The following is a 22,520-nucleotide window of genomic DNA, read 5'->3' on the forward strand; positions in this document are numbered from 1 at the left end:
GCATTTAACCGGATATTGCGTGGTAACACAACAAATAGTGCAAGGAAATAAGGGTTTTTCGCACCCCTAGAGGCAGCTTCCGTAAGGTCAGAGGAACGCCGTCTCGTCGAAGGACCGCAGCTTGCGCGAATGGATGCGTTCCAGCGGCATCTCGCGCAGCGTCTCCATCGCCCGGATTCCGATCATCAGGTGGCGCGAGACCTGGGTCTTGTAGAAATCGCTCGCCATCCCCGGCAGCTTCAGCTCGCCATGCAGGGGCTTGTCGCTGATGCAAAGCAGCGTGCCGTAGGGCACCCGGAACCGGAACCCGTTGGCGGCGATGGTGGCGCTTTCCATGTCCAGCGCCACGGCGCGCGACTGGCTGAGGCGCTGCACCGGGCCGCGCTGGTCGCGCAGTTCCCAGTTGCGGTTGTCCAGGCTGGCCACGGTGCCGGTGCGCATGATCCGCTTCAGGTCATAGCCCTGCAGCTTGGTCTCGCGCTCCACCGCGTCTTCCAGCGCCACCTGGATCTCGGCCAGGGCCGGGATCGGCACCCAGACGGGCAGATCGTCGTCCAGCACCTTGTCCTCGCGCAGATAGGCATGGGCCAGGACAAAATCCCCCAGGCTCTGCGAATTGCGCAGCCCGGCGCAATGCCCGACCATGACCCAGGCATGGGGGCGCAGCACCGCGATATGATCGGTCGCCGTCTTGGCGTTCGAGGGGCCGACGCCGATATTGACCAGCGTGATCCCCGCCGCGCCGGGGCGTTTCAGGTGGAACGCGGGCATCTGCGGCATCTTGGACGAGACCGGCAGATCGCCCAGCGGTCCGGTGATCTCGGCATTCCCGGTCGACACGAAACTGGTGTAGCCGCTGTCGGGATCGGCCAGCATGCGCCGGGCATAGGCTTCGAATTCCGAAACGTAGAACTGGTAGTTGGTGAACAGCACGTGGTTCTGGAAATGCTCGGGATCGGTGGCGGTGTAATGCGCCAGCCGCGCCAGCGAGTAATCGACCCGCTGCGCGGTAAAGGGCGCCAGCGCCATGGTGCCGTCGGCATCCGGCTCATAGGTGCCGTTGACGATATCGTCGTTGGTGGTGCTCAGATCCGGCACGTCAAAGACATCGCGCAGCGGGAAATCCGCGGCGCCCTCCTGCGGCACCGTCACCTCGCTGTCCGAGGCAACCGCGAAATGCAGCGGCATCGGGGTGTCCGACATGCCGACCGTCACCGCCACGCCGTGGTTCTCCAGCAGCAGGCCGATCTGCTGGCGCAGGTAATTCTCGAACATCGCGGGCCGGGTGATCGTGGCGGCATAGGTTCCGGGCGCGGGCACATGGCCAAAGCTCAGCCGGCTGTCGATATGGGCATGGGTCCGCGTGGTGATCCGCACCTCGGGGTAATAGGCGCGCACCCGGCCCGCCGGGCGCCCGTCGCGCACCGAGGCGGCAAAGGCCTCGCGCAGGAACCGGGCCGAGATCGCGTACAGCGCGATCAGCCGTGCGACCGCGGGCTCGGCCTCCATGAAGGCCTCGGCCTGAGGTGCCTCGGGGGTCCGGATATCGCTGCTCATGTCACACCCTCGCGTTTCCGGACTGTCTGTCCGGTTTCGCGTCAGCACGCAAGCCCGCCCCGCCCCCATATGGCAATTCCGCGCTCCCGCAGGGCCCGCAGCACAGGTTCCCCGGCTTCCTCTGGCCCGAAATATCCCGGGGGAGTCCGCGCGCAGCGCGGGCGGGGGCAGAGCCCCCCACCCCGCCCGGGGCACCGCCCCGGGCACCCGCCAGGGCGCCACGCGCGCGGCTATCGCCCCCTTCCACCGGGCCGGGGCCGCCCCCGCACTCCGGGCACCGCCCAGGCGGCAGCGCCGGGTTTCCCCCGGGCAAGGGCCGCGCCAGGGGCCTGCCAGCCCGGCAAACCGCCACCTCCCGCCCCCTTGCCAAACATCGCGACCGGGTCCATGTCACCCCGATGGCACCCATGCTCCTCTCCTTCGGCCACGGCTATTCGGCCCGCGCCCTGACCCGCCGCCTGCTGCCGCAGGGCTGGCTGGTGCACGGCACCACCCGCACGCAGGACAAGGCCGACGCGCTGCGCCCCGAGGGGGTCACGCCGCATATCTTCCCCGGCACCGACCTTGCCCCGCTGCTGGACCGTGTCACGCATCTGCTGATCTCGGCCGGCCCGGACGAGAGCGGCGACCCCACCCTGCGCGAGCTGCGCGACCAGATCGCCCGCCGCGCGGATCGGTTCGCATGGGTCGGATACCTCTCGACCACCGGCGTTTACGGCAATCACGATGGCGACTGGGTCGACGAGACGACGCCTCTCACCCCGTCCACCCGACGCGGCAAATGGCGCGTCGCGGCCGAGGCCGAATGGCAGGCGATCCCGCATCTGCCGCTGCATGTCTTTCGCCTGGCCGGGATCTACGGCCCCGGGCGCGGGCCCTTCGCCAAGGTGCGGGCCGGCACCGCGCGGCGCATCGTCAAGCCGGGCCAGGTCTTCAGCCGCATCCATGTCGAGGATATCGCCCAGGTGCTCGAAGCCTCGATCGCGCGCCCGAATCCCGGCGCGGTCTACAACCTCTGCGACGACGACCCGGCCCCGCCGCAGCAGATCATCGCCCATGCGGCAGACCTGCTGGGCCAACCCCTGCCGCCCGAGGAAGATTTCGAAACCGCCGAGATGACTCCGATGGCCCGCAGCTTCTACGCCGAAAGCAAGCGCGTGCGGAACGACCGGATCAAGTCCGAACTGGGCGTGCGCCTGCTCTACCCGACCTACCGCGAGGGGCTGCAGGCCCTGCTGGACGCGGAATGAATGCAAAGCGCGCTGCGCGATGCAACCCGATCCGCCCTCACGGCGTTGCCGAGACATGACCCTGACAATGAGCGACCCCGAGATGATGCCCACGCCCCCCGAGGCCGCCCCCGCCCTGCCCGGACCCGACCGCGAGTCCGACGGCAGCGAATTGCGCAGCCTTGGCGCCATCCTCGACGCGCTGGATCACACGGCCCGGCACGACAGTGTCTCGGTCGGCGACGTGCTGGAAGAGATCGGCGTCACCTCCTTTGCCCCGATCCTGCTGGTGCCCGCGATGATCCTAGTCTCGCCGCTGTCGGGCATCCCCGGCCTGCCGACGATCGGCGCCATGCTGATGCTGCTGATCTCGGTTCAGAAACTGCTTGGCCGCCCGCATATCTGGCTGCCCGGCTGGCTGAAACGGCGCAAGGTCGCCGGCTGGCGTCTGGCCAAGGCCACCACCTGGCTGCGCCGCCCCGCCGGCTGGATCGACCGGCGCACCCACCGGCGCCTGCCCTGGCTGGTCTCGCGCCCCGCGAACGTGCTGACGCTGGCGACGATCCTGGTGATCTGCCTGCTCATCCCGTTCCTGGAAATCCTGCCGATGGTGACCTCGATCTTCGCCACCGCCATCGCGTTTTACGCCATCGCCCTGCTGGCGCGCGACGGGGTGTTCACCCTGCTCGGCCATATCTGGTCCGGCGTGGCGCTTTTCGGGATCTGGTGGCTGGTCAGCGGCGGCGCGCTCGGCTGAGCCGGCTCAGGCCCGCTTGCCCAGCCGGGTGACGCCCAGGGCGTCCAGCGCCCGGGCCTCGATATCCGCCGCGTTCAGCGCCGCCACGTCATACATCGCCCGCGGGCTGGCCTGGTCGATGAAGATATCGGGCAGCACCATCGAGCGGAACCTGAGCCCGGTGTCGAACACGCCTTCCTCGGCCAGCAGCTGCGCCACATGGCTGCCGAAACCGCCGATGGCGCCCTCTTCGATGGTGATCAGCGCCTCGTGATTGCGGGCCAGGGTCAGCACCAGGTCGCGGTCCAGCGGCTTGGCGAAACGCGCATCGGCCACCGTGGGCGCGATGCCGCGCGCATCCAGCGCCTCGGCGGCCTTCAGCGTCTCGCCCAGCCGGGTGCCAAAGGACAGCAGCGCCACCCGCGCGCCTTCGCGCATCACCCGGCCCTTGCCGATTTCCAGCACCTCGCCGCGTTCGGGCATCGCCACGCCTTCGCCCTCGCCACGCGGGAAGCGGAAGGCAATCGGCCCCGCGTCATGGGCGGCGGCGGTGGCCACCATGTGGCGCAGCTCCGCCTCGTCGGCGGCGGCCATCACCACAAAGCCCGGCAGGTTCGCCAGGAAGGCGGTGTCATAGCTGCCCGCATGGGTCGCGCCGTCCGCGCCCACCAGCCCGGCCCGGTCGATGGCAAAGCGCACCGGCAGGCGCTGGATCGCCACGTCATGCACCACCTGGTCGTAGCCGCGCTGCAGGAAGGTCGAATAGATCGCGCAGAACGGCCGCATCCCGCCCGCCGCCAGCCCGGCCGAAAAGGTCACCGCGTGCTGTTCCGCAATGCCCACGTCGAAACAGCGCGAGGGGTAGCGCTCTGCAAACAGGTTCAGCCCCGTCCCGTCCGGCATGGCGGCGGTGACGGCGCAGATGCGGCTGTCGGCGGCGGCCTCCTGCAGCAGGGTATCGGCAAAGACGCGGGTGTAGCTCGGCGCGTTCGACGGCGCCTTGTGCTGCTGGCCGGTGGCCACGTCGAACTTGGCCGTGGCATGGCCGCCGTCCCGGGCGCGTTCGGCGGGGGCAAAGCCCTTGCCCTTCCTGGTGATCACATGGATCAGCATCGGCCCGGTCGCCCGCGCCTTGACGGTGCGCAGCACCGGCAGCAGCTGGTCCAGATCGTGCCCGTCGATGGGCCCGACGTAGGAAAATCCCAGCTCCTCGAACAGCGTCCCGCCGACGGTCATGCTTTTCAGCAGTTCCTTGGCCCGCTTGGCCCCTTCCTGGAACGGCGGGGGCAGCAGCGAGACGGCGCCCTTGGCGGCGGCCTTGAACTCCTGGAACGGCGCCCCGGCATAGAGCCGCGACAGGTAGGAGGACAGCGCGCCGACCGGCGGGGCGATGGACATCTCGTTGTCGTTCAGGATCACGATCAGCCGCTTCTTCAGCGCGCCCGCGTTGTTCATCGCCTCAAAGGCCATGCCCGCACTCATCGCGCCGTCGCCGATCACCGCGATGGCATCGCCGATCCCCTCGGGCGTCACCCCGCCCAGGTCGCGCGCCACGGCAAAGCCGAGCGCCGCGCTGATCGAGGTCGAGGAATGCGCCGCACCAAACGGATCGTAGGGCGACTCGGAGCGTTTGGTGAAGCCCGACAGCCCGCCTTCCTGCCGGATCGAGCGGATGCGGTCGCGCCGCCCGGTCAGGATCTTGTGCGGATAGGACTGGTGCGAGACATCCCAGATCAGCTTGTCGCGCGGGGTATCGAACACCGCATGCAGGGCGACGGTCAGTTCCACCACGCCCAGCCCGGCGCCAAGATGCCCCCCGGTCTCGCTGACGGCCGAGATCGTCTCGGCGCGCAGTTCATCGGCCACCCGGCGCAGATCGGCGTCGGTCAGAGACTTCAGGTCGGCAGGGCTGTTCACCCGGTCGAGCGTGGGGGTCTGGGGTCTGTCGGTCATGACCGGTCCTTGGCGCCTATGTCCGGCGCGAGATAGCGAAGCGGGCGGCAGCACGCAAGTTGTCGGCATCGGGGCCGTATCCGTCCAGCGCGGCACAGGCGGCATTTGCCAGCTCCGCCGCGCGGGCCCGGGCGGTTTCCAGCCCAAGCAGGGAAACGAAGGTCGCCTTGCCCGCCGCGCCGTCCTTGCCGACGCGCTTTCCGGTGGCCTTTTCGTCCCCCTCGATATCCAAGATGTCGTCTGCGATCTGGAAAGCAAGGCCAAAGGCACGGGCATATTCGCGCATCGGCGCCGGATCCGCATCCGCCATCCGGGGCCCGGCCATCGCCGACCATTCGAACAGCGCGCCCGTCTTGCCCTGCTGCAGGGTGGTGATCTCGTCCAGGGTCAGGGGCGTTTCGGCGGTCTCGGCGGCGATGTCCAGCGCCTGACCCAGCACCATGCCCCGCGCCCCGGCGGCCTGCGCCAGGGACAGGGCCAGCGCGGCGCGTGTCGCCTCGGACCCGGCCTCGGGGCGGGCGGCCAGCTCATAGGCCAGCGCCTGCAGGGCATCGCCCGCCAGGATCGCCGTTGCCTCGTCCCAGGCGATGTGGACCGTGGGCTGGCCCCGGCGCAGGTCGTCGTCATCCATCGCGGGCAGGTCGTCATGCACCAGCGAATAGGCATGCATCGCCTCGATCGCGGCGGCGGGCCACAGCGCCGTCCCGGTCGCGATGCCGTGCAGGCGCGCGCCCTCCAGCACCAGAAAGGCGCGCAGGCGCTTGCCCCCGGTGCAGGCATGGCGCATCGCGGCGCCGACAGTGCCCGGCATGCCGTCCAGCACCTCGCGCAGCCGGGCGTCGACCGCCGCGGCAGCCTCCGTCAGGGCCGCGTCGAATGTCACTTGGGATCGACCGGCGTCGTTCCGGTCGGCTGGCCCGCGCCGTCCAGCGTGATCGCGGCGACCTTTTCCTCGGCATCCTTCAGCTTGGCCTCGCAGCGCTTTTTCAGCGCGGCGCCGCGTTCGTAGAGGGCGATGGATTCCTCCAGCGCCACCTCGCCCCGCTCCAGCCGGGCGACGACGCGTTCCAGTTCTTCCATCGCCTGTTCGAATGTCAGGTCGTCCACGGGCGTGTCGGTCATCGGTTCCTCCGGCAGCAGATCGCGCGCAGCATATCCACGCGCGCGGCGAGGTTCAATTCACCCCGCGCCGCCAGCCGCGATCAGTTCGTCCACATGCGCCGCCCCGCTGGCGGCCAGCGCCTCAAGATCATAGCCGCCCTCCAGGCAGGACACGACGCGCCCGCCGCAGATCCCGGCCGCCAGGGCGCAGAGTTCGCGCGTGATATGGGCGAAATCCGCCTCCACCAGCCGCAGCCCGGCCAGCGGATCGTCGGCATGGGCGTCGAACCCGGCCGAGATCAGCAGCAGCTCGGGCGCGAAGTCGCGCACCCGGGGCAGGATCTGGCGGGCGAGGATGTCGCGGTAGACCGTGCCGCCGGTGCCCTGGCGCAGCGCGATATTCTCGACCGTGCCGTGGGGGCCGTGATCCTGCGGATCGCCGGTGCCGGGATAAAGCGGCATTTCGTGGGTCGAGACGAAAAGCACGCGCGGGTCGCCCTGCACCAGATCCTGCGTGCCGTTGCCGTGATGCACGTCGAAATCCACGATGGCGACGCGGGCCAGCCCGTGCCGGTCCAGCGCATGCTTGGCGGCGATGGCGACATTGCCGAAGAAGCAAAAGCCCATCGGCTGCGCGGTTTCGGCATGGTGGCCCGGCGGACGGCAGGCGACAAAGGCATTGTCGGCCTCGCCCCCCAGCACCATGTCCACCGCCCGCACCGCGCCCCCCGCCGCCCTGAGCGCAGCCTGCAGAGAGCCGGGCGAGAGGTAGGTGTCGGCGTCCAGCTGCCGCCACCCGGCGCGCGGAATCGCGTCGCGGATCGCATCGACATGGGCCAGCGGATGCGCCAGCAGCAGGTCGTCCTCGGCCGCAAGCGGGGCGCTGACCCTGAGCAGGTCCCGGCCCTCCAGCGCCGGCAGCAGGGCGTTCAGCCGCGCCACCCGCTCGGGGTGGCCGTCGGGGGTGACGTGAAGCAGGCAGTCGGGATGGGTGATCAGCGCGGTTGTCATGACGCGAGAGTAGGGCGGGCCGGGTGAGCCCGCAAGATGGCGGGGATGTTGCGACCGCGGCAGGTGACGGGCCGGCGGCAGAAGGCCGCCCGACAGGCAAAGCGCAGCCCCGCCCCGCCGTCGGCTGCCGCGCTCATCGCTCCGTCAGCCGGGTCCAGCTGTATTCGGCCGCCAGCCATGCCCGCCGCACCGGGCCCAGCGGGAACCGCTTCAGCGGCGCGGCAAAGGCGCGGGGATAGGGGCCCTCGGGCTCCTCTCCCCTGACCAGCGCGGCCAGCAGCGCCCCGCAATAGGACCCCATCGCCACCCCGTTGCCGTGGTAGCCGAAGGCGGCGAAGACGCCCGGCATCTCGGGAACCGGCCCGCAGAAGGGGCGCAGCGCCGCTGTCAGGCAGACCATGCCGGACCAGTAGAAGGGCGAGTCCACCGGCTCCCACGCCGGGAACATGGCGTTGAAATCGGCCCGCACGCGACGGGCGATGCGCTCCTCGTTCCCCGGGGTCGAGATCAGCCCGCCGCGCTGGCCAAAGACCATGCAGTTGTCGGGCGTGAGGTGAAAGTAATGCAGCAGCCGGCGGTTCTCGTAGGACATCTGGTGCGAGGTCCAGCCCTGGGCGGCCAGCTCATCCTGCGTCATCGGGCGCGTCGCGATGACCGAGCTCTGGGCGGGCAGGAAGCGGTGGCGCATCCATGCAGGCACATTCTCGGCGGAATAGCCGTTGGTGGCCAACACCAGACGGCGGCAGGTCAGTCGGGCCTCGGGCGTGATCAGCGCCCAGCCCTCGCCCGCCCGTTCGATCGCCATTACGGGGCTGTCGCCGAACATCCGCACCCCGGCGCGCGCCGCAGCCCCGACCAGCCCGGCCAGGTACTTGCGCGGGTGCAGGGCAAAGCCGATGGGCAGGGTCAGGGCGCCGTAATGCGGGCCCGTCATGCCGTGCGCGGGCAGATCCTCGCGTTCCACAAGGGTGCAGGTGACGCCATAGGTGCGCTCCAGCCTGGCCTTTTCGGCGCGCAGGCTGGCCATCTTCTGCGGGGAATGGGCCAGGACCGTCTCGCCCTCGGAATGGCGGTCGGCGTCGATGCCCAGACGCTCCAGCAGGGCGCCGACATGGGCGACGGAGGCGACCTCGGCGCGGTGCACCTCGGCGCTGGCACCGGCGCCGTGCAGGCGGTCGAGCACGCTGTCCGCGGCCCGCGCCCCGCCCAGGCAGCAGAACCCGCCGTTGCGCCCCGACGCGCCCCAGCCGGGGAATTCTGCATCGAGCAGGGTGACCTCCTCGCCCGCTTCGGCCAGGGCGAGGGCGGCGTTCAGGCCGGTGTAACCGCCGCCGATGACGGCAATATCCGCCGAAAGCGCCCCCTCGGCGGCAGGGGCGTGCAGGTCCTCGCCGGTGACCGCCTCGGCCCAGTAGCAGCGGCGGATCGGCCCCATCGAATAGGCATGCGCGGAATAGGGGCGTTTCATGCCCGCACGGCCGCGCGCTCGTCCTCGGCCCGTTTCACGGCGGCGCGTTTGGACATCAGCGAGGCGGTGATCACGCCGACGGTGACGATGGCGATCATGATGGTCGACAGCGCGTTGATCTCGGGCGAGACGCCAAGGCGCACGGCCGAGAAGATCTTGATCGGCAGGGTGGTGGCCGAGGGCCCGGCGGTGAAGGAGGCGATCACCAGGTCGTCGAGCGACAGCGTGAAGGCCAGCAGCCAGCCCGAGATCACGGCGGGGGCGATGATCGGCAGGGTCACCAGGCGGAAGCTTTCGAAGGGCGTGCAGCCTAGGTCGAGCGCGGCCTCTTCCAGCGAACGGTCGAAGGTGACGAGGCGCGAGGAAACCACCACCGAGACATAGCACATGGCAAAGGTGGTATGCGCCAGGATGATCGTGGTGATCCCCCGGTCGAGCCCCACGCCGATGAAGAGCAACAGCAGGGACAGGCCGGTGATCACGTCGGGCATCACCAGCGGGGCATAGATCATGCCCGAAAAGACGGTGCGCCCGGTAAAGCGTCCGGCGCGGACCAGGACATAGGCCGCCATGGTGCCCAGCACCGTCGCGATGGTGGAGGAGGCGACGGCGACCTTGAGCGTGACCATGGCCGCGTCCAGGAAGGCATCGTTCCTGAGCAGCTCGCCGTACCATTTCGTCGAGAAGCCGGCCCAGACCGTCACCAGCTTGGATTCGTTGAAGCTGTAGAAGACCAGGATGATCATCGGCAGGTAGAGGAAGGCAAAACCGAAGGTCAGCGAGGTGGCGTTGAACCAGGAAAAGCGTCTCATGCCGCACCTCGCCGGCCGGGGCGAATTTTCGACGAAAATTCGGGGGCGCTCATCCTTCGGCCTCCCTCTGTTTCTGTTCGTTGCGCTGGAACAGCACGATGGGGATGATCAGGATCAGCAGCAGGATCACCGCCACCGCCGAGGCGACCGGCCAGTCGCGGTTGTTGAAGAACTCTTCCCACAGCACCTTGCCGATCATCAGCGTCCCCGATCCGCCCAGCAGCGAGGGAATGACAAATTCCCCGAGCGCCGGGATGAAGACCAGGAAGCACCCCGCGATCACCCCGTTGCGCGACAGCGGCACCGTCACCAGCCAGAAGGCCGAGCTGCGCGAGCAGCCGAGGTCCTCCGCCGCCTCCAGCAGCGACCCGTCGAGCCGTTCCAGCGCCGCGTAGATCGGCAGGATCATGAAGGGCAGGTAGGTGTAGACGATGCCGATATAGACCGCCGTGTTGGTGTTGATGATCTTGAGCGGCGTGTCGATGATCCCGCTCCACAGCAGGACCTGGTTCAGCAGCCCCTCGTTGGCGAGGATGCCCATCCACGAGTAGACCCGGATCAGGAACGAGGTCCAGAACGGCAGGATCACCAGCATCATCAGGGTGGGGCGCCATTGATCGGGCGCCTGCGCCATGCCGTAGGCGATGGGGAAGCCGACCATCAGGGTGAACAGGGTCGAGAACAGCGCGATCTTCACCGAGGAGAGGTAGGCCTTCCAGTAGAGATCGTCGGTGGTGAGAAAGGTGAAATTCTCGAAATCGAGCCCGGAGAAGAAGTCCTTCACCCCCTGCCATCCCGCGGCAAGGTCGAGCTGGGGGGTATAGGGCGGGATCGACAGCGCCACGTCCGACAGCGAGATCTTCACCACGATCAGGAACGGGACGAGGAAGAGCGCGAAGAGCCAGAGATAGGGAATGAGGATCAGGACGAAGCGGCGCATCATGTGGGCTCCTGTCCGGGGCGGGGCGGTTCGAAGGGCGCGGGGCGTGCCCCCCCGCCGAAAGTCGGGCGAGGCGATACAGATCCGCCGGGTCGCCCGTCCGCGCCAGCCCGTTGCCACGGCGCGCCTGCCGGTAAAACGCCCTGTCGGAGCGGTTCGGAGACGGGGTTCACCGCTCCCCGCGCATGGGCACCTGCCGACGGCACGCACCGCCGGCCCGGTCCGGATGCTTCGGGGCGACCCAGCGGCCAGGGCTGATGGAACTGCCCCCCCGCGGTCGGGTGCCGCGCGTCGCAACGGGGTCGATCCCCTGGCGCGCCGCCATGTCCCAAGGCTGCCAGCTGCAGGCCAGGCGGAACTCGGCACGGGGCAAGGCCCTGCCCTGCCCGGCCGCTCCCGGCCCCCCGCACCGGCCCGATATCCGCGCGTCCCGTCATCCCTAGCCCTCCAGCAGCACGCCGGCGGTGTCGGTCCAGGAAATCCAGACCTCGTCTTTCCAGGTGAAGGTGCGGCGGGCGATGCGGCGGGTGTTGGCCTCCTGCGCCTTGATCACATGGCCGGTGGGCAGCTCGACGTGATAGGTCGAGATATTCCCCAGATAGGCGATATCCAGGATCGTGCCCTTCTGCACATTGGCCGCCGTGGGGCGCTCGGCCGAGATCGAGACCTTCTCGGGCCGGATCGCCAGGGTGCATTTCTGGTCGAGCGAGAAGTTCCTTTGCGTGGTGGCCATCAGCGGCGGCTGGCCCTCGGCCCAGATCAGCTGGACCTTCTCGCCGCTCTGGTGGGCGCGGCCCTCGATCAGGTTCACGTCGCCGATGAAATCGGCCACATAGACGGAATTCGGCGTCTCGTAGATCCGGTCCGGCGTGGCGACCTGCATCAGCTTGCCCTCGTCCATCACCGCCACGCGGCTGGCGACGGTCATCGCCTCTTCCTGGTCGTGGGTCACGATGACAAAGGTGGTGCCGGTCTTCTCCTGGATGTCCATCAGCTCGAACTGCGTCTCTTCGCGCAGCTTGCGGTCGAGCGCGCCCAGCGGTTCGTCCAGCAGCAGCAGCTTGGGCGCCTTGGCGAGCGAGCGGGCCAGCGCCACGCGCTGCCGCTGGCCACCGGAAATCTGGTGCGGCTTGCGATGCTTGAACTTCTCCAGCCGGGTGAGTTTCAGCATCTCCTGCACGCGGGTCTCGATCGTTCCCTTGTCCTTGCCCTCGCGTCTGAGGCCAAAGGCGATGTTGTCCCAGACCGACAGATGCGGGAACAGCGCGTAGCTCTGGAACATCATGTTCACCGCGCGCTTGTTCGGCGGCACCGGGCCGATGTCCTGCCCGGCCAGCAGGATCGTGCCCTCGGTTGGCGTTTCGAACCCGCCCAGCATGCGCATCAGCGTGGTCTTGCCGCAGCCCGACGGGCCAAGCAGGGCAAAGAACTCGCGGGTGTAGATGTCGAGGTTGATGTCGTTGATCGCGGTGAAGGAGCCGAAACGCTTGGTCACGTTGCGGAACTGGATCAGCGGCTTTTCGTCGGGGTCATCCCAGGGCGCGAAGATTTTCTGGGGCATGAAGCCTCCCGCAAGAGGGAAAAGGCCCGCGCGGGTCCCGCGCAGGCCGGTCTGTGTCGGCGATCAGGTGCCGGATTTCACGCGGGTCCAGACCCGGGTGACGATGCGCTGCACCTTGGGATCGTAGGGCGTGACGGTGTAGAGATTGTCCAGCGTCGCCTGATCCGGGTAGATCGCGGTATCGCCGATCACGTCCTCGGCCAGGAATTCCTGCGAGGCCTTGTTGCCGTTGGCGTAGTAGACGTAGTTCGACGCCGCCGCCATGTTCTCGGGATCCATGATGAAGTTCAGGAACTTGTGGGCCCCGTCGGGGTTCGGCGCGTCGACCGGGATGGCCATCTGGTCGAACCACATCAGCGCGCCTTCCTTGGGCGCGTTGTAGACGATCTCGACCCCGTTGTCGGCCTCGGCCGCGCGGTCGCGGGCCTGCAGGATGTCACCCGACCAGCCGAAGGCCACGCAGATGTCGCCATTCGCCAGGGCGTTGATGTATTCCGACGAATGGAACTTGGCGACATAGGGCTGCACGGCTTCGAGGACCTTGGCGGCTTCCTCGATCTTCTCCGGGTCCTTGCTGTCGGGATCCTCGCCGATGTATTTCAGCGCGGCGGGGATCATCTCGGTCGGGGCGTCCAGGAAATGCACGCCACAGCCGGCGAGCTTTTCCATGTTCGCCGGATCGAAGACCAGCGCGAGGCTGTCGAGCGGGGCGTCCTGGCCCAGCACCTCGGTCACCTTGGCCACATTCGCGCCAATCCCGGTGGTGCCCCACATGTAGTTGATCGAATATTCGTTGCCCGGGTCGTACTGGGCGGTCCGCTCGGCGATCACGTCCCACATGTTGCCGATGTTCGGCAGCTTGGATTTGTCCAGTTTCTGGAAGGCCCCGGCCACGATCTGGCGCTGCAGGAAGGTGCCGGTGGGCACCACGACGTCATAGCCCGATCCCCCGGCCAGCATCTTGGTTTCCAGCAGTTCGTTGCTGTCGAAGACGTCGTAGATCAGGTCGATCCCGGTCTCTTCCTCGAACTTGGTCAGCAACTCTTCGTCGATGTAGTCGGACCAGTTGTAGACGCGCACCTCCTCGGCCATGGCGGCGGTGCCGAGGGCCATGGCGGCGGTGAGCGTGATGAGTGTCTTGGTCATTGTTCGATTCTCCCGTTGGACGTTTCTGTCACGGCGTCCATGCCCCGCGACTCAAGCAATAAAATCGCGGCAACGCAACATGCTGCTGCAATCTGGCCTTTCCGGCACGCGGGGCATATCGTCCGCCAAAGACCAGTCAAACGCGGGTGCCCCATGAACAAGATCACCAACCACATGCCCACTGCCCAGCTGCAGGCCCTGGACGCGGCGCATCACATGCACCCCTTCTCGACGCAGAACGATTTCGCGACGCGGGGCGCGCGTGTCATCACCAGCGCCAGGGGCGTCTTCCTGCGCGACAGCGAAGGGCAGGAAATTCTGGATGCGATGGCGGGTCTGTGGTGCGTGAACGTGGGTTACGGGCGCGAAGAGCTGGTCGAGGCCGCCGCCCGCCAGATGCGCGAACTGCCCTATTACAACACCTTTTTCATGACGACCCATATCCCCGCCATCGCCCTGGCCGCCAAGCTGGCCGAGCTGGCGCCGGGCGATCTGAACCATGTCTTTTTTGCCGGTTCGGGGTCCGAGGCGAACGATACGAATATCCGGATGGTGCGCACTTATTGGGCAGAAAAGGGCCAGCCCGAGCGCAACGTGATCATCGCGCGGTGGAACGGCTACCACGGATCGTCCATGGGCTCGGGTTCTTTGGGCGGGATGGTGGGCATCCACTCGCAGGGCGGGCTGCCGATTCCCGACATCCTGCACATCGGCCAGCCCCACTGGTGGGCCGAGGGCGGAGAGATGTCGCCCGAGGAATTCGGCCTGATGCGCGCCCGCGAGCTTGAGGAGAAGATCCTTGAGGTCGGCCCCGAGCGGGTCGGCGCCTTCATCGCCGAGCCGGTGCAGGGCGCGGGCGGCGTGATCATTCCGCCCGACAGCTACTGGCCCGAGATCCAGCGCATCGTGGACAAATACGGCATCCTGCTGATCGCGGACGAGGTGATCTGCGGCTTCGGACGCACCGGCAACTGGTTCGGCTCGCAGACGCTGGATATCCGCCCGCATATCATGACCATCGCCAAGGGGCTGTCCTCGGGCTACCAGCCCATCGGCGGCTCGATCGTCTGCGACGAGGTGGCGGGCGTGCTGGCGGCCTGCGAGTTCAACCACGGCTATACCTATTCCGGCCACCCGGTCGCCGCCGCCGTGGCGCTTGAGAACCTGCGCATCCTGGAAGAGGAGCGTATCGTCGAGACCGTGCACGACGAGACCGCGCCCTATCTCAAGCAGAAATTCGAGAGTCTGGCCGATCACCCGATGGTCGGCGAGGCGCGGATCGTGGGGATGATGGGTTCGATCGCGCTGACCCCGGACAAGGCCGCGCGCGCCAAGTTCAAGGCGGATGCCGGGACGGTGGGCTACATCACCCGCGAGCGCTGTTTCGCGAACAACCTGATCATGCGGCATGTCTATGACCGGATGATCGTCTCGCCGCCGCTGGTGATCTCGAAATCCGAAATCGACCTGCTGATCCAGCGCGCCTGGCAGTCGCTGGACGAGGCGATGGCGCAGGTAAAGGCCGAAGGGCTGTGGGAAAGCGCCTGACGCTTTCTCTGGTCTGCCGGGCCGGGATCCGGTGCCGGGGCTGCTGAGGGCCAAGGCAGTCGCTCCGGGCAGGACCGGGCGGTGGCGCCGGCCCTGACACTGCGCGGCGGAGGATGGCACGGGACGACCGGCGCGGCACAACCGCGCGCAAGCGCCGGTCTGCCATGTCGCGCCGCCGGCCGTCGCGACATGGGCCAGCGGGTGCGGGGGCTGCCGGGTGAGGTACGGCGCGGCCACCCATGTCTGCCGGGCGCTTCGGGGATCGCAAGGCCCGACCCGGCGCGACACATCCCGCAGCACCCCCCCGGCGCCCCCATACCGTGGTTCTACGGTATTGCCGCCGTATCCCCGCGCGGCTCATCCTGTCGGCATCACTGGACCGGAGCCAAGATGACCTCCACCGCCGCATCCCTTCGCCTGCAGGACCGCCTGACCGCCGAGATCGAGGCCCGCCGCGACGACCTGATCGCACTGACCCAGGACCTGATCCGCATCCCCACGCTCAACCCACCGGGCGAGAACTATCGCGAGATCTGCGATTTCCTCGACCGTCGCCTGTCGGCTTCGGGCTTTGCCACCGAACTGGTCCGCGCCGTCGGCTCCCCCGGCGACAGCGACCGTTATCCGCGCTGGAACATCGTTGCCCGGCGCGAGGGCGCGCGGGCGGGCGATTGCGTGCATTTCAACTCTCACACCGATGTGGTCGACGTGGGCCGGGGCTGGACCCGGGATCCCTTTGGCGGCGAGCTGGCCGACGGCAGGATTTATGGCCGGGGCGCCTGCGACATGAAGGGCGGGCTGGCGGCCTCGATCGTGGCGGCCGAGGCCTTCCTCGCCATCTGCCCCGACTATTGCGGTGCAATCGAGATTTCCGGCACGGCGGATGAGGAATCCGGCGGGTTCGGCGGGGTGGCCTACCTGGCGCAGCAGGGATTTTTCGACCGGGTGCAGCATGTCATCATCCCCGAGCCGCTGAACAAGGACCGCATCTGCCTGGGCCATCGCGGCGTCTGGTGGGCCGAGATCGAGACCTATGGCGAGATCGCCCACGGCTCTATGCCCTTCCTCGGCGACTGCGCCGTGCGCCACATGGGCGCGGTGCTGCACGAGATGGAAGAGACGCTGTTCCCGGCGCTGGCCGCCAAGCGCACCGACATGCCCGTGGTGCCCGAAGGGGCGAAACAGTCGACGCTCAACATCAACTCGATCCACGGCGGCCAGTCCGAAATCCTGCGCCCCGACACCGGCCTGCCCAGCCCGGTGGTGCCCGACAGCTGCCGCATGATCGTCGACCGCCGGTTCCTGATCGAAGAAAACATCGACGACGTCCAGGCCGAGATCACCGGCATCCTCGACGGGCTGAAATCGACCCGCGACCGGTTCGACTATGGCATCCGCGAAATGCACCGCGTTTTGCCCACGATGACCGAGAAGGACGCCCCCGTTGTCACCACCGTGACCGACGCAATCCGGTTGACGCTGGGTAAGGATCCGGAATATGTCGTCTCCCCGGGCACTTACGACCAGAAGCATATCGACCGGATCGGCAAGTTGAAGAACTGCATCGCCTATGGCCCGGGCATTCTGGACCTTGCCCACAAACCCGACGAATATGTCGGTGTGGATGATATGGTCGATTCCGCCAAGGTCATGGCACTCAGCCTGTTGACCCTGCTCGGACCAAAGGACTGACGCCCCCGGACAGGGGCAAAAGCGCCCGCAGCGGCGCGATGACAAGGGAGCCACTCGATGACGTTCACCGCCCACCTGACCCGCCGCGGCTTTGGCATGGCCGGTCTTGCCTCGGCGCTTGCGCTGACCGCCGGCCTGGCCGCCGCGGCGCCCAAGACCGACATCACCGTCGGCCAGCAGCTGGAACCGCCGCACCTCGACCCGACCTCGGCCGCGGCCGGGGCCATCGACGCGGTGGTCTATTCCAACATCTTCGAGGGGCTGACCCGCTTTGCCTCGGACGGATCGGTCATCCCGGGCCTCGCCACCTCGTGGGATATTTCCGGGGACGGGCTGGAATACACCTTCCACCTGGCCGAGGGCGTGAAATTCCATGACGGCACCGATTTCGACGCCGAGGATGTGAAATTCTCGCTCGACCGTGCACGGGCCGAGGACAGCGCCAATGCGCAGAAGGGCCTGTTCTCCTCCATCGCGTCGGTCGACGTGGTCGACCCGATGACGGTCAAGGTCACGCTGTCGGCACCGAACGGCATGTTCCTGTTCAACATGGCCTGGGGCGACGCCGTGATCGTGGCGCCCGAGAGCATCGAGACGATCAAGACCGATCCCATCGGCACCGGCGCCTTCAAGTTCTCGAACTGGGTGCAGGGCGACCGGATCGAGATCGAGAAGAACCCCGATTACTGGGGCACCCCGGCCAAGCTGGACAAGGTGACGTTCAAGTACATCTCGGATCCGACCGCCGCCTTTGCCGCCATGATGGCCGAGGATGTCGATGTCTTCGGCCCCTTCCCCGCGCCCGAGAACCTGCCGCAGTTCGACGTCGACCCGCGCTTCAAGGTGCTTGTGGGCTCGACCGAGGGCGAGACGATCCTGGCGATCAACAACCGCGAGGCGCCGTTTGACAACGTCAAGGTGCGCGAAGCGGTGGCCCATGCGATCAACCGTCAGGAAATCATCGACGGTGCGATGTTCGGCTACGGCACGCCCATCGGCACGCATTTCGCGCCGCACAATCCCGACTATGTCGACCTGACGAGCCTGTCGAACTACGATCCCGAACTGTCCAAGAAGCTGCTGGCCGAGGCCGGAGTGCCCGAAGGATTCCAGTTCAAGATGACCCTGCCGCCGCCCTCTTATGCCCGTCGCGGGGGCGAGATCATCGCGGCCCAGCTGCGCGCCGTGGGTCTGGACCCGCAGATCGAGAATGTGGAATGGGCCCAGTGGCTGGAATCGACCTTCAAGGGCCACGATTTCGGCATGACCATCGTCAGCCATACCGAGCCGATGGACATCGGGATCTACGCCAACCCCGACTATTATTTCGGCTATGACAACCCCGACTTCCAGAAGCTGATGTCGGACCTGAACCTGGAAACCGACGCGGCCGTGCGCTCGGACATGCTGAAGCAGGCGCAAGAGATGATCGCGAAGGATTTCGTGAACGGCTTCCTGTTCCAGCTGGCCCTGACCACGGTGGCCAATGCCAAGGTCGAAGGGCTGTGGCTGAACGCCCCGACCCAGGCGGCGGACATGACCTCGGTCTACTGGACCGAATGACCAAAGCCCCGGCGGAAATCATGCGGCGCGCGATGCGTGACAGGGTTTCCGCCGGGACCCATCGACCGGATCCCGGACTAGCCGGTGATCGGGGCGGCATGTGCTTCGGCCACGCCCCCGGCGGCCAGCCGGTCGAGCGTCTTCTGCAGCACGGCGGTATCGGTCACGATGGTCAGCCGGGTGATCCGGCCCCAGGCGATTTCCACGATGTGATGCCCCGCGTTCGACGTGCGCACCCCGTCGGTGCCGGAATTGGTCTCGGTCCAGTCGGCCACCACGAGGGTGGCCCAGGGCAGGCCCCGGACCGCGATGCGCGTCACCTCGAACGAGATATCGGGCAGCAGGCGGTAAAGCCGCGCGTACCATTCCGCCGTCGCCGCGTGGCTGGTGCGCAGCCCGCCAAGCGCGTGATCGCCAAGGAAACCGTGTTCGAACCGCGGGGCAAAGGCCGCCATGATCGCAGGCGCGTCACCGCTGGAGGCCGCCGCGAACAGCTGCCGCACCCGGGACCGGACAAAGGCATGATACATCCGCCGCTCCATCTGAACAGGGATCGCCCGGTCGAGGGTGTGACCCGCGCCGCGCGCCGTCAAGCCGCAACCCCGGGCTGCGCCACCGCCCCGGCCCCACTTGCCCAGATCGACGCCATGAACGGACGGACATGCTCCGCTACACGCTGAAACGCCTCGTCTCGCTTGCGATCAGCCTTGCCATCGCCTCGGTGGTGATCTTCCTCGCCATCGAGATCCTGCCGGGCGACCCCGCCGCGAACATGCTGGGCGTGAACGCGCAAGAGGATACTCTGGCCGCCCTGCGCGACCAGCTTGGCCTCAACGGCACCCCGTGGGAGAGGTATTCCAGCTGGATCGGCGGGATGCTGACCGGCGATTTCGGCACCTCCTACACCTACCGCACCCCGGTGGCGGAAATGTTGGGAGAGCGGCTGTGGATCTCGCTGCCCCTCGCGCTTTACGCGCTGACCATGTCGACGCTGATCGCCTTTCCCGCCGGGATCTGGGCGGCCTCCAAGCGCGGTTCGGTCGCGGATGTGACGGTGATGGGCGTGACCCAGATCGGCGTCGCGATCCCGAATTTCTGGTTCGCCATGCTGATGGTGCTGGTCTTTGCCATCAACCTGCGCTGGTTTTCGGCCGGGGGCTTCGCGGGGTGGGACGCGGGGTTCTTTGCCGCGATGAAATCGCTCACCCTGCCGGCCATCGCCCTGGCGCTGCCGCAGGCGTCGATCCTGGCGCGGGTCATGCGCTCCTCGCTGCTCGACACCCTGTCCGAGGATTTCGTGCGCACCGCCCGCGCCAAGGGGCTGACCCGGCGCCAGGCGCTGTGGCGGCACGCGCTCAGGAATGCGCTGATCCCTGTGCTGACGATCATCGGCATGCAGTTCTCCTTCCTCATCGCGGGGGCGATCATCATCGAAAACGTCTTCTTCCTGCCCGGCCTCGGGCGGATGATCTTTCAGGCGATTTCCTCGCGTGACCTGATCGTGGTGGAAAGCGCGGTGATGCTGCTGGTCTTTGGCGTGATCGTGGTGAACTTCGCGGTCGAGATCGCCTATGCCCTGGTCGATCCCAGGCTGAGGGCGCGCTGATGGCCGATCCGCGCACCAATATCCGGCCCAAGGCGGTGGACTGGCGCCTGTGGCGGCAGGTCTTTGCCTCGCGCAGCCTGGCCATCGGGCTGGTGTTGACGCTGATCTTTGCCGGTGCCGCGCTGATCAGCCTGGTCTGGGCGCCTTATGACATCACCCAGATGAACATCGCCAACAAGATCAAGCCGCCCTCGGGCGCGCATTGGCTGGGCACCGATCACTTCGGGCGCGACATCCTGTCGATGATCATGGTCGGGGCGCGCACCTCGATCGCCGTGGCCATCGTGGCGGTCGGCATCGGCATGGCGGCGGGGGTGCCGCTTGGTCTCTGGGCCGCCGCGCGCAAGGGCTCGCTGCTGGACGAGGTGATCATGCGGGCCAATGACCTGGTCTTTGCCTTCCCCTCGCTGCTGATCGCGATCATGATCACCGCGACCTTCGGCCCCTCGGCGATCAACGCGATCATCGCCATCGGCATCTTCAACATCCCCGTCTTCGCGCGGATCACCCGGTCGGGCGCGCTGACCCTGTGGCAACGCGATTTCATCCTTGCCGCCCGGGTTGCGGGCAAGGGATCGGCGCGGATCAGCGTGGAACACATCCTGCCCAATGTGACCAACCTGCTGATCGTGCAGGGCACCATCCAGTTCTCGCTGGGCATCCTGGCCGAGGCGGGGCTGTCCTATGTCGGGCTGGGCGCGCAGCCGCCGACGCCGTCCTGGGGGCGGATGCTGGCGGACAGCCAGACGATGATCTCCTTCGCGCCGCATATGGCGCTGTTCCCCGGCATGGCGATCCTGCTGACGGTGCTGGGGCTCAACCTGATGGGCGACGGGCTGCGCGACCTTTTCGACCCGAAACTGCGGCGGGGGCGGACATGAACCTGCTGCGCATCGCGGGGCTGAACCTCGACATCCACGGCACACCGATCCTGCGCGACGTCTCGCTGTCGGTGGACCCGGGCCAGATCGTGGGGGTGATCGGGGAAAGCGGATCCGGCAAGTCGATGACCGCCTTTGCCGTGATGCAGCTGCTGCCGAACGGCAGCGCGGCGACGGGCCGCGTGACGCTGTCGGGGCACGAGATGCTGGAACTGCCGGAACGCGCGCTCTGCAAGCTGCGCGGCAACGAGGTCGGCATGGTGTTTCAGGAGCCGATGACCGCCCTGAACCCGATCCGCTCCATCGGCCAGCAGGTGGCCGAGACGATCCTGATCCACGAGGATGTGCCGAAATCCGAGGCGATGGCCCGCGCCCGCGAGGCGCTGAACCGGGTCGAACTTCCCGAGGACCGCTTTCCCCTGACACGCTACCCGCACGAGCTGTCGGGCGGCCAGCGCCAGCGCGTCGTCATCGCCATGGCCATCGCCCTGCGTCCCAAGCTGCTGATCGCGGATGAACCGACAACCGCGCTGGACGTGACCACCCAGGCGCAGATCCTCGCCCTGCTGACCCGGCTGGTGCGCGAGGACGGGATGGGCATGCTGATGATCACCCACGACCTGGCCGTGGTGTCCGGCATGGCGGATGAGATCGTCATCATGCAGAACGGCCGGGTGGTGGAAAGCGGGCCTGCGGCGACGCTGTTCGAGACGATGCAGCATCCCTATTCCAAGGCGCTGCTGGCGGCCTCGGGCCATGTGCCCGACCGGGTGGATCGCGACGGCGGCGCCCCGCTGCTGGAGGTGCGCGGCGTGGTCCGCGACTACCGCCTGCCGCGCAAGACCCTGTTCGGCGCGCCGGTGGTGATCCATGCGGTCAAGGGCGTGTCCTTCACGCTGGAGCGGGGCGAAAGCCTGGGCCTTGTCGGCGAGTCGGGCTGCGGGAAATCCACCCTGACCCGCGCGATCCTTGGGCTGGAAGAGGTACAGGAGGGCTCCATCCGGCTGGATGGAGAGCCGGTTTTCACCGGCCATACCGCCAACCGCGCGGTGCGGCGGCGGATGCAGGTGGTCTTTCAGGACCCCTATGGCAGCTTCAACCCGCGCCATCGCGTCTCGCGCCTGGTGACGGAGCCGTTCCACCTGCTCGACACCCCGCCCACCGGGGCCGAGCGCGAGGCGGCGATTGACGAGGCGCTGATCTCGGTCGGGCTGACGCCTGCGGACAAGGAGAAATACATCCACGAGTTTTCCGGCGGGCAACGGCAGCGCATCGCGATTGCCCGCGCGCTGATCATCAAGCCCGATCTGATCATCCTGGACGAGGCGGTCTCGGCGCTGGACGTGCAGGTGCGGGCGCAGATCCTCGACCTGCTGGCGGATCTCTCGGCGCGGTTCGGGCTGACCTATCTGTTCATCTCGCACGACCTGTCGGTGGTGCGCTCGATCACCGACAGGGTGCTGGTGATGAAATCCGGCGAGATCGTCGAAGAGGGGCCGACGGAGCGCGTCTTTGACGCCCCCCGGCACGCCTATACGCAAGAGCTGATCGCGGCAGCGCCGAAACTGCCGGAAGGGGTGGCATAGCGCGGCATTGCCCTTGCCCGCCTGCGACGGGGCATCGGGACGGAAGGCGCCCGCCCTTGCCGACCATTCCCCCTTGCACCCCGCGCCCGAGGCGATCACAAACCCAGCACCGGCCCAATCCACCGGGAGG

The 22,520-nt window shown here is 67.6% G+C and carries 19 protein-coding genes; 8 read left to right on the plus strand and 11 right to left on the minus strand.

What is annotated here, in order from left to right:
* Nucleotides 1-87: 87 nt before the first annotated feature.
* Nucleotides 88-1,557: an AMP nucleosidase gene (locus GLS40_RS00385; RefSeq protein ID WP_160380622.1), complete on the minus strand. Its 1,470-nt coding sequence runs from the start codon at nucleotides 1,555-1,557 to the stop codon at nucleotides 88-90.
* A 398-nt stretch (nucleotides 1,558-1,955) separates the two neighbouring features.
* Here GLS40_RS00385 and GLS40_RS00390 point away from each other — a divergent pair, with 398 nt between their 5' ends.
* A complete protein-coding gene (locus GLS40_RS00390; RefSeq protein WP_160380623.1) occupies nucleotides 1,956-2,807 on the plus strand; it encodes an SDR family oxidoreductase in 852 nt (283 codons plus the stop codon).
* Nucleotides 2,808-2,862: 55 nt separating this feature from the next.
* Nucleotides 2,863-3,543, plus strand: coding sequence for an exopolysaccharide biosynthesis protein (locus GLS40_RS00395; protein WP_235905730.1), 681 nt, complete (start codon nucleotides 2,863-2,865; stop codon nucleotides 3,541-3,543).
* Between the two features lie 6 nt (nucleotides 3,544-3,549).
* Here the strand turns inward: GLS40_RS00395 and dxs are convergent, their stop codons facing one another.
* The 9 genes from dxs to GLS40_RS00440 all read right to left on the minus strand — a co-directional run bounded on the left by dxs (nucleotide 3,550) and on the right by GLS40_RS00440 (nucleotide 13,514).
* Nucleotides 3,550-5,475 (minus strand): 1-deoxy-D-xylulose-5-phosphate synthase, encoded by a 1,926-nt coding sequence (dxs, locus tag GLS40_RS00400; RefSeq protein WP_160380624.1) that lies wholly within the window; start codon nucleotides 5,473-5,475, stop codon nucleotides 3,550-3,552.
* A gap of 16 nt (nucleotides 5,476-5,491) precedes the next feature.
* Nucleotides 5,492-6,358 carry a polyprenyl synthetase family protein gene (locus GLS40_RS00405; RefSeq protein ID WP_408003714.1) on the minus strand — a complete coding sequence of 289 codons (867 nt, stop codon included), beginning with the start codon at nucleotides 6,356-6,358 and terminating at the stop codon, nucleotides 5,492-5,494.
* On the minus strand, nucleotides 6,355-6,597 hold the full coding sequence (locus GLS40_RS00410; RefSeq protein ID WP_160380625.1) for an exodeoxyribonuclease VII small subunit: 243 nt from the start codon (nucleotides 6,595-6,597) through the stop codon (nucleotides 6,355-6,357). The genes GLS40_RS00405 and GLS40_RS00410 overlap by 4 nt, the downstream gene beginning before the upstream one ends.
* 57 nt (nucleotides 6,598-6,654) lie before the next feature.
* Nucleotides 6,655-7,587: a histone deacetylase family protein gene (locus GLS40_RS00415; protein ID WP_160380626.1), complete on the minus strand. Its 933-nt coding sequence runs from the start codon at nucleotides 7,585-7,587 to the stop codon at nucleotides 6,655-6,657.
* Between the two features lie 133 nt (nucleotides 7,588-7,720).
* Entirely contained in the window at nucleotides 7,721-9,055 is a 1,335-nt protein-coding gene (locus GLS40_RS00420) for an NAD(P)/FAD-dependent oxidoreductase (RefSeq protein WP_160380627.1), read from the minus strand.
* Nucleotides 9,052-9,867 carry an ABC transporter permease gene (locus GLS40_RS00425; protein WP_160380628.1) on the minus strand — a complete coding sequence of 272 codons (816 nt, stop codon included), beginning with the start codon at nucleotides 9,865-9,867 and terminating at the stop codon, nucleotides 9,052-9,054. Before GLS40_RS00425 ends, GLS40_RS00420 begins: the two co-directional genes overlap by 4 nt.
* A 49-nt stretch (nucleotides 9,868-9,916) precedes the next feature.
* On the minus strand, nucleotides 9,917-10,807 hold the full coding sequence (locus GLS40_RS00430) for an ABC transporter permease subunit (RefSeq protein WP_160380629.1): 891 nt from the start codon (nucleotides 10,805-10,807) through the stop codon (nucleotides 9,917-9,919).
* A gap of 439 nt (nucleotides 10,808-11,246) precedes the next feature.
* Nucleotides 11,247-12,368 carry an ABC transporter ATP-binding protein gene (locus GLS40_RS00435; protein WP_160380630.1) on the minus strand — a complete coding sequence of 374 codons (1,122 nt, stop codon included), beginning with the start codon at nucleotides 12,366-12,368 and terminating at the stop codon, nucleotides 11,247-11,249.
* Between the two features lie 63 nt (nucleotides 12,369-12,431).
* A complete protein-coding gene (locus GLS40_RS00440; protein ID WP_160380631.1) occupies nucleotides 12,432-13,514 on the minus strand; it encodes a polyamine ABC transporter substrate-binding protein in 1,083 nt (360 codons plus the stop codon).
* A gap of 153 nt (nucleotides 13,515-13,667) precedes the next feature.
* On the opposite strand from GLS40_RS00440, the gene GLS40_RS00445 reads away from it, so the two are divergent.
* The 3 genes from GLS40_RS00445 (at nucleotide 13,668) to GLS40_RS00455 (ending at nucleotide 18,317) form a co-directional block, all read left to right on the plus strand.
* The gene (locus tag GLS40_RS00445) at nucleotides 13,668-15,062 is read left to right on the plus strand and encodes an aspartate aminotransferase family protein (protein WP_160380632.1); all 1,395 of its coding nucleotides are present in this window, start codon (nucleotides 13,668-13,670) and stop codon (nucleotides 15,060-15,062) included.
* 390 nt (nucleotides 15,063-15,452) lie between these two features.
* Nucleotides 15,453-16,754 carry an acetylornithine deacetylase/succinyl-diaminopimelate desuccinylase family protein gene (locus GLS40_RS00450; RefSeq protein ID WP_160380633.1) on the plus strand — a complete coding sequence of 434 codons (1,302 nt, stop codon included), beginning with the start codon at nucleotides 15,453-15,455 and terminating at the stop codon, nucleotides 16,752-16,754.
* Nucleotides 16,755-16,811: 57 nt separating this feature from the next.
* Nucleotides 16,812-18,317 carry an ABC transporter substrate-binding protein gene (locus GLS40_RS00455; protein ID WP_408003715.1) on the plus strand — a complete coding sequence of 502 codons (1,506 nt, stop codon included), beginning with the start codon at nucleotides 16,812-16,814 and terminating at the stop codon, nucleotides 18,315-18,317.
* A 77-nt stretch (nucleotides 18,318-18,394) separates the two neighbouring features.
* On the opposite strand, the gene GLS40_RS00460 is transcribed toward GLS40_RS00455, so the two are convergent.
* The gene (locus tag GLS40_RS00460) at nucleotides 18,395-18,847 is read right to left on the minus strand and encodes a nuclear transport factor 2 family protein (RefSeq protein WP_160380634.1); all 453 of its coding nucleotides are present in this window, start codon (nucleotides 18,845-18,847) and stop codon (nucleotides 18,395-18,397) included.
* Nucleotides 18,848-18,978: 131 nt separating this feature from the next.
* On the opposite strand from GLS40_RS00460, the gene GLS40_RS00465 reads away from it, so the two are divergent.
* Genes GLS40_RS00465 through GLS40_RS00475 form a run of 3 tightly spaced genes read left to right on the plus strand, consistent with a single transcriptional unit; the run spans nucleotide 18,979 to nucleotide 22,390 of the window.
* On the plus strand, nucleotides 18,979-19,923 hold the full coding sequence (locus tag GLS40_RS00465; RefSeq protein ID WP_160380635.1) for an ABC transporter permease: 945 nt from the start codon (nucleotides 18,979-18,981) through the stop codon (nucleotides 19,921-19,923).
* Nucleotides 19,923-20,804, plus strand: coding sequence for an ABC transporter permease (locus GLS40_RS00470; RefSeq protein ID WP_160380636.1), 882 nt, complete (start codon nucleotides 19,923-19,925; stop codon nucleotides 20,802-20,804). Before GLS40_RS00465 ends, GLS40_RS00470 begins: the two co-directional genes overlap by 1 nt.
* A complete protein-coding gene (locus tag GLS40_RS00475) occupies nucleotides 20,801-22,390 on the plus strand; it encodes an ABC transporter ATP-binding protein (protein ID WP_160380637.1) in 1,590 nt (529 codons plus the stop codon). The genes GLS40_RS00470 and GLS40_RS00475 overlap by 4 nt, the downstream gene beginning before the upstream one ends.
* Nucleotides 22,391-22,520 lie beyond the last annotated feature (130 nt).

It is taken from the genome of Pseudooceanicola pacificus, from assembly GCF_009789075.1.
GTDB classification, from domain to species: domain Bacteria; phylum Pseudomonadota; class Alphaproteobacteria; order Rhodobacterales; family Rhodobacteraceae; genus Pseudooceanicola; species Pseudooceanicola pacificus.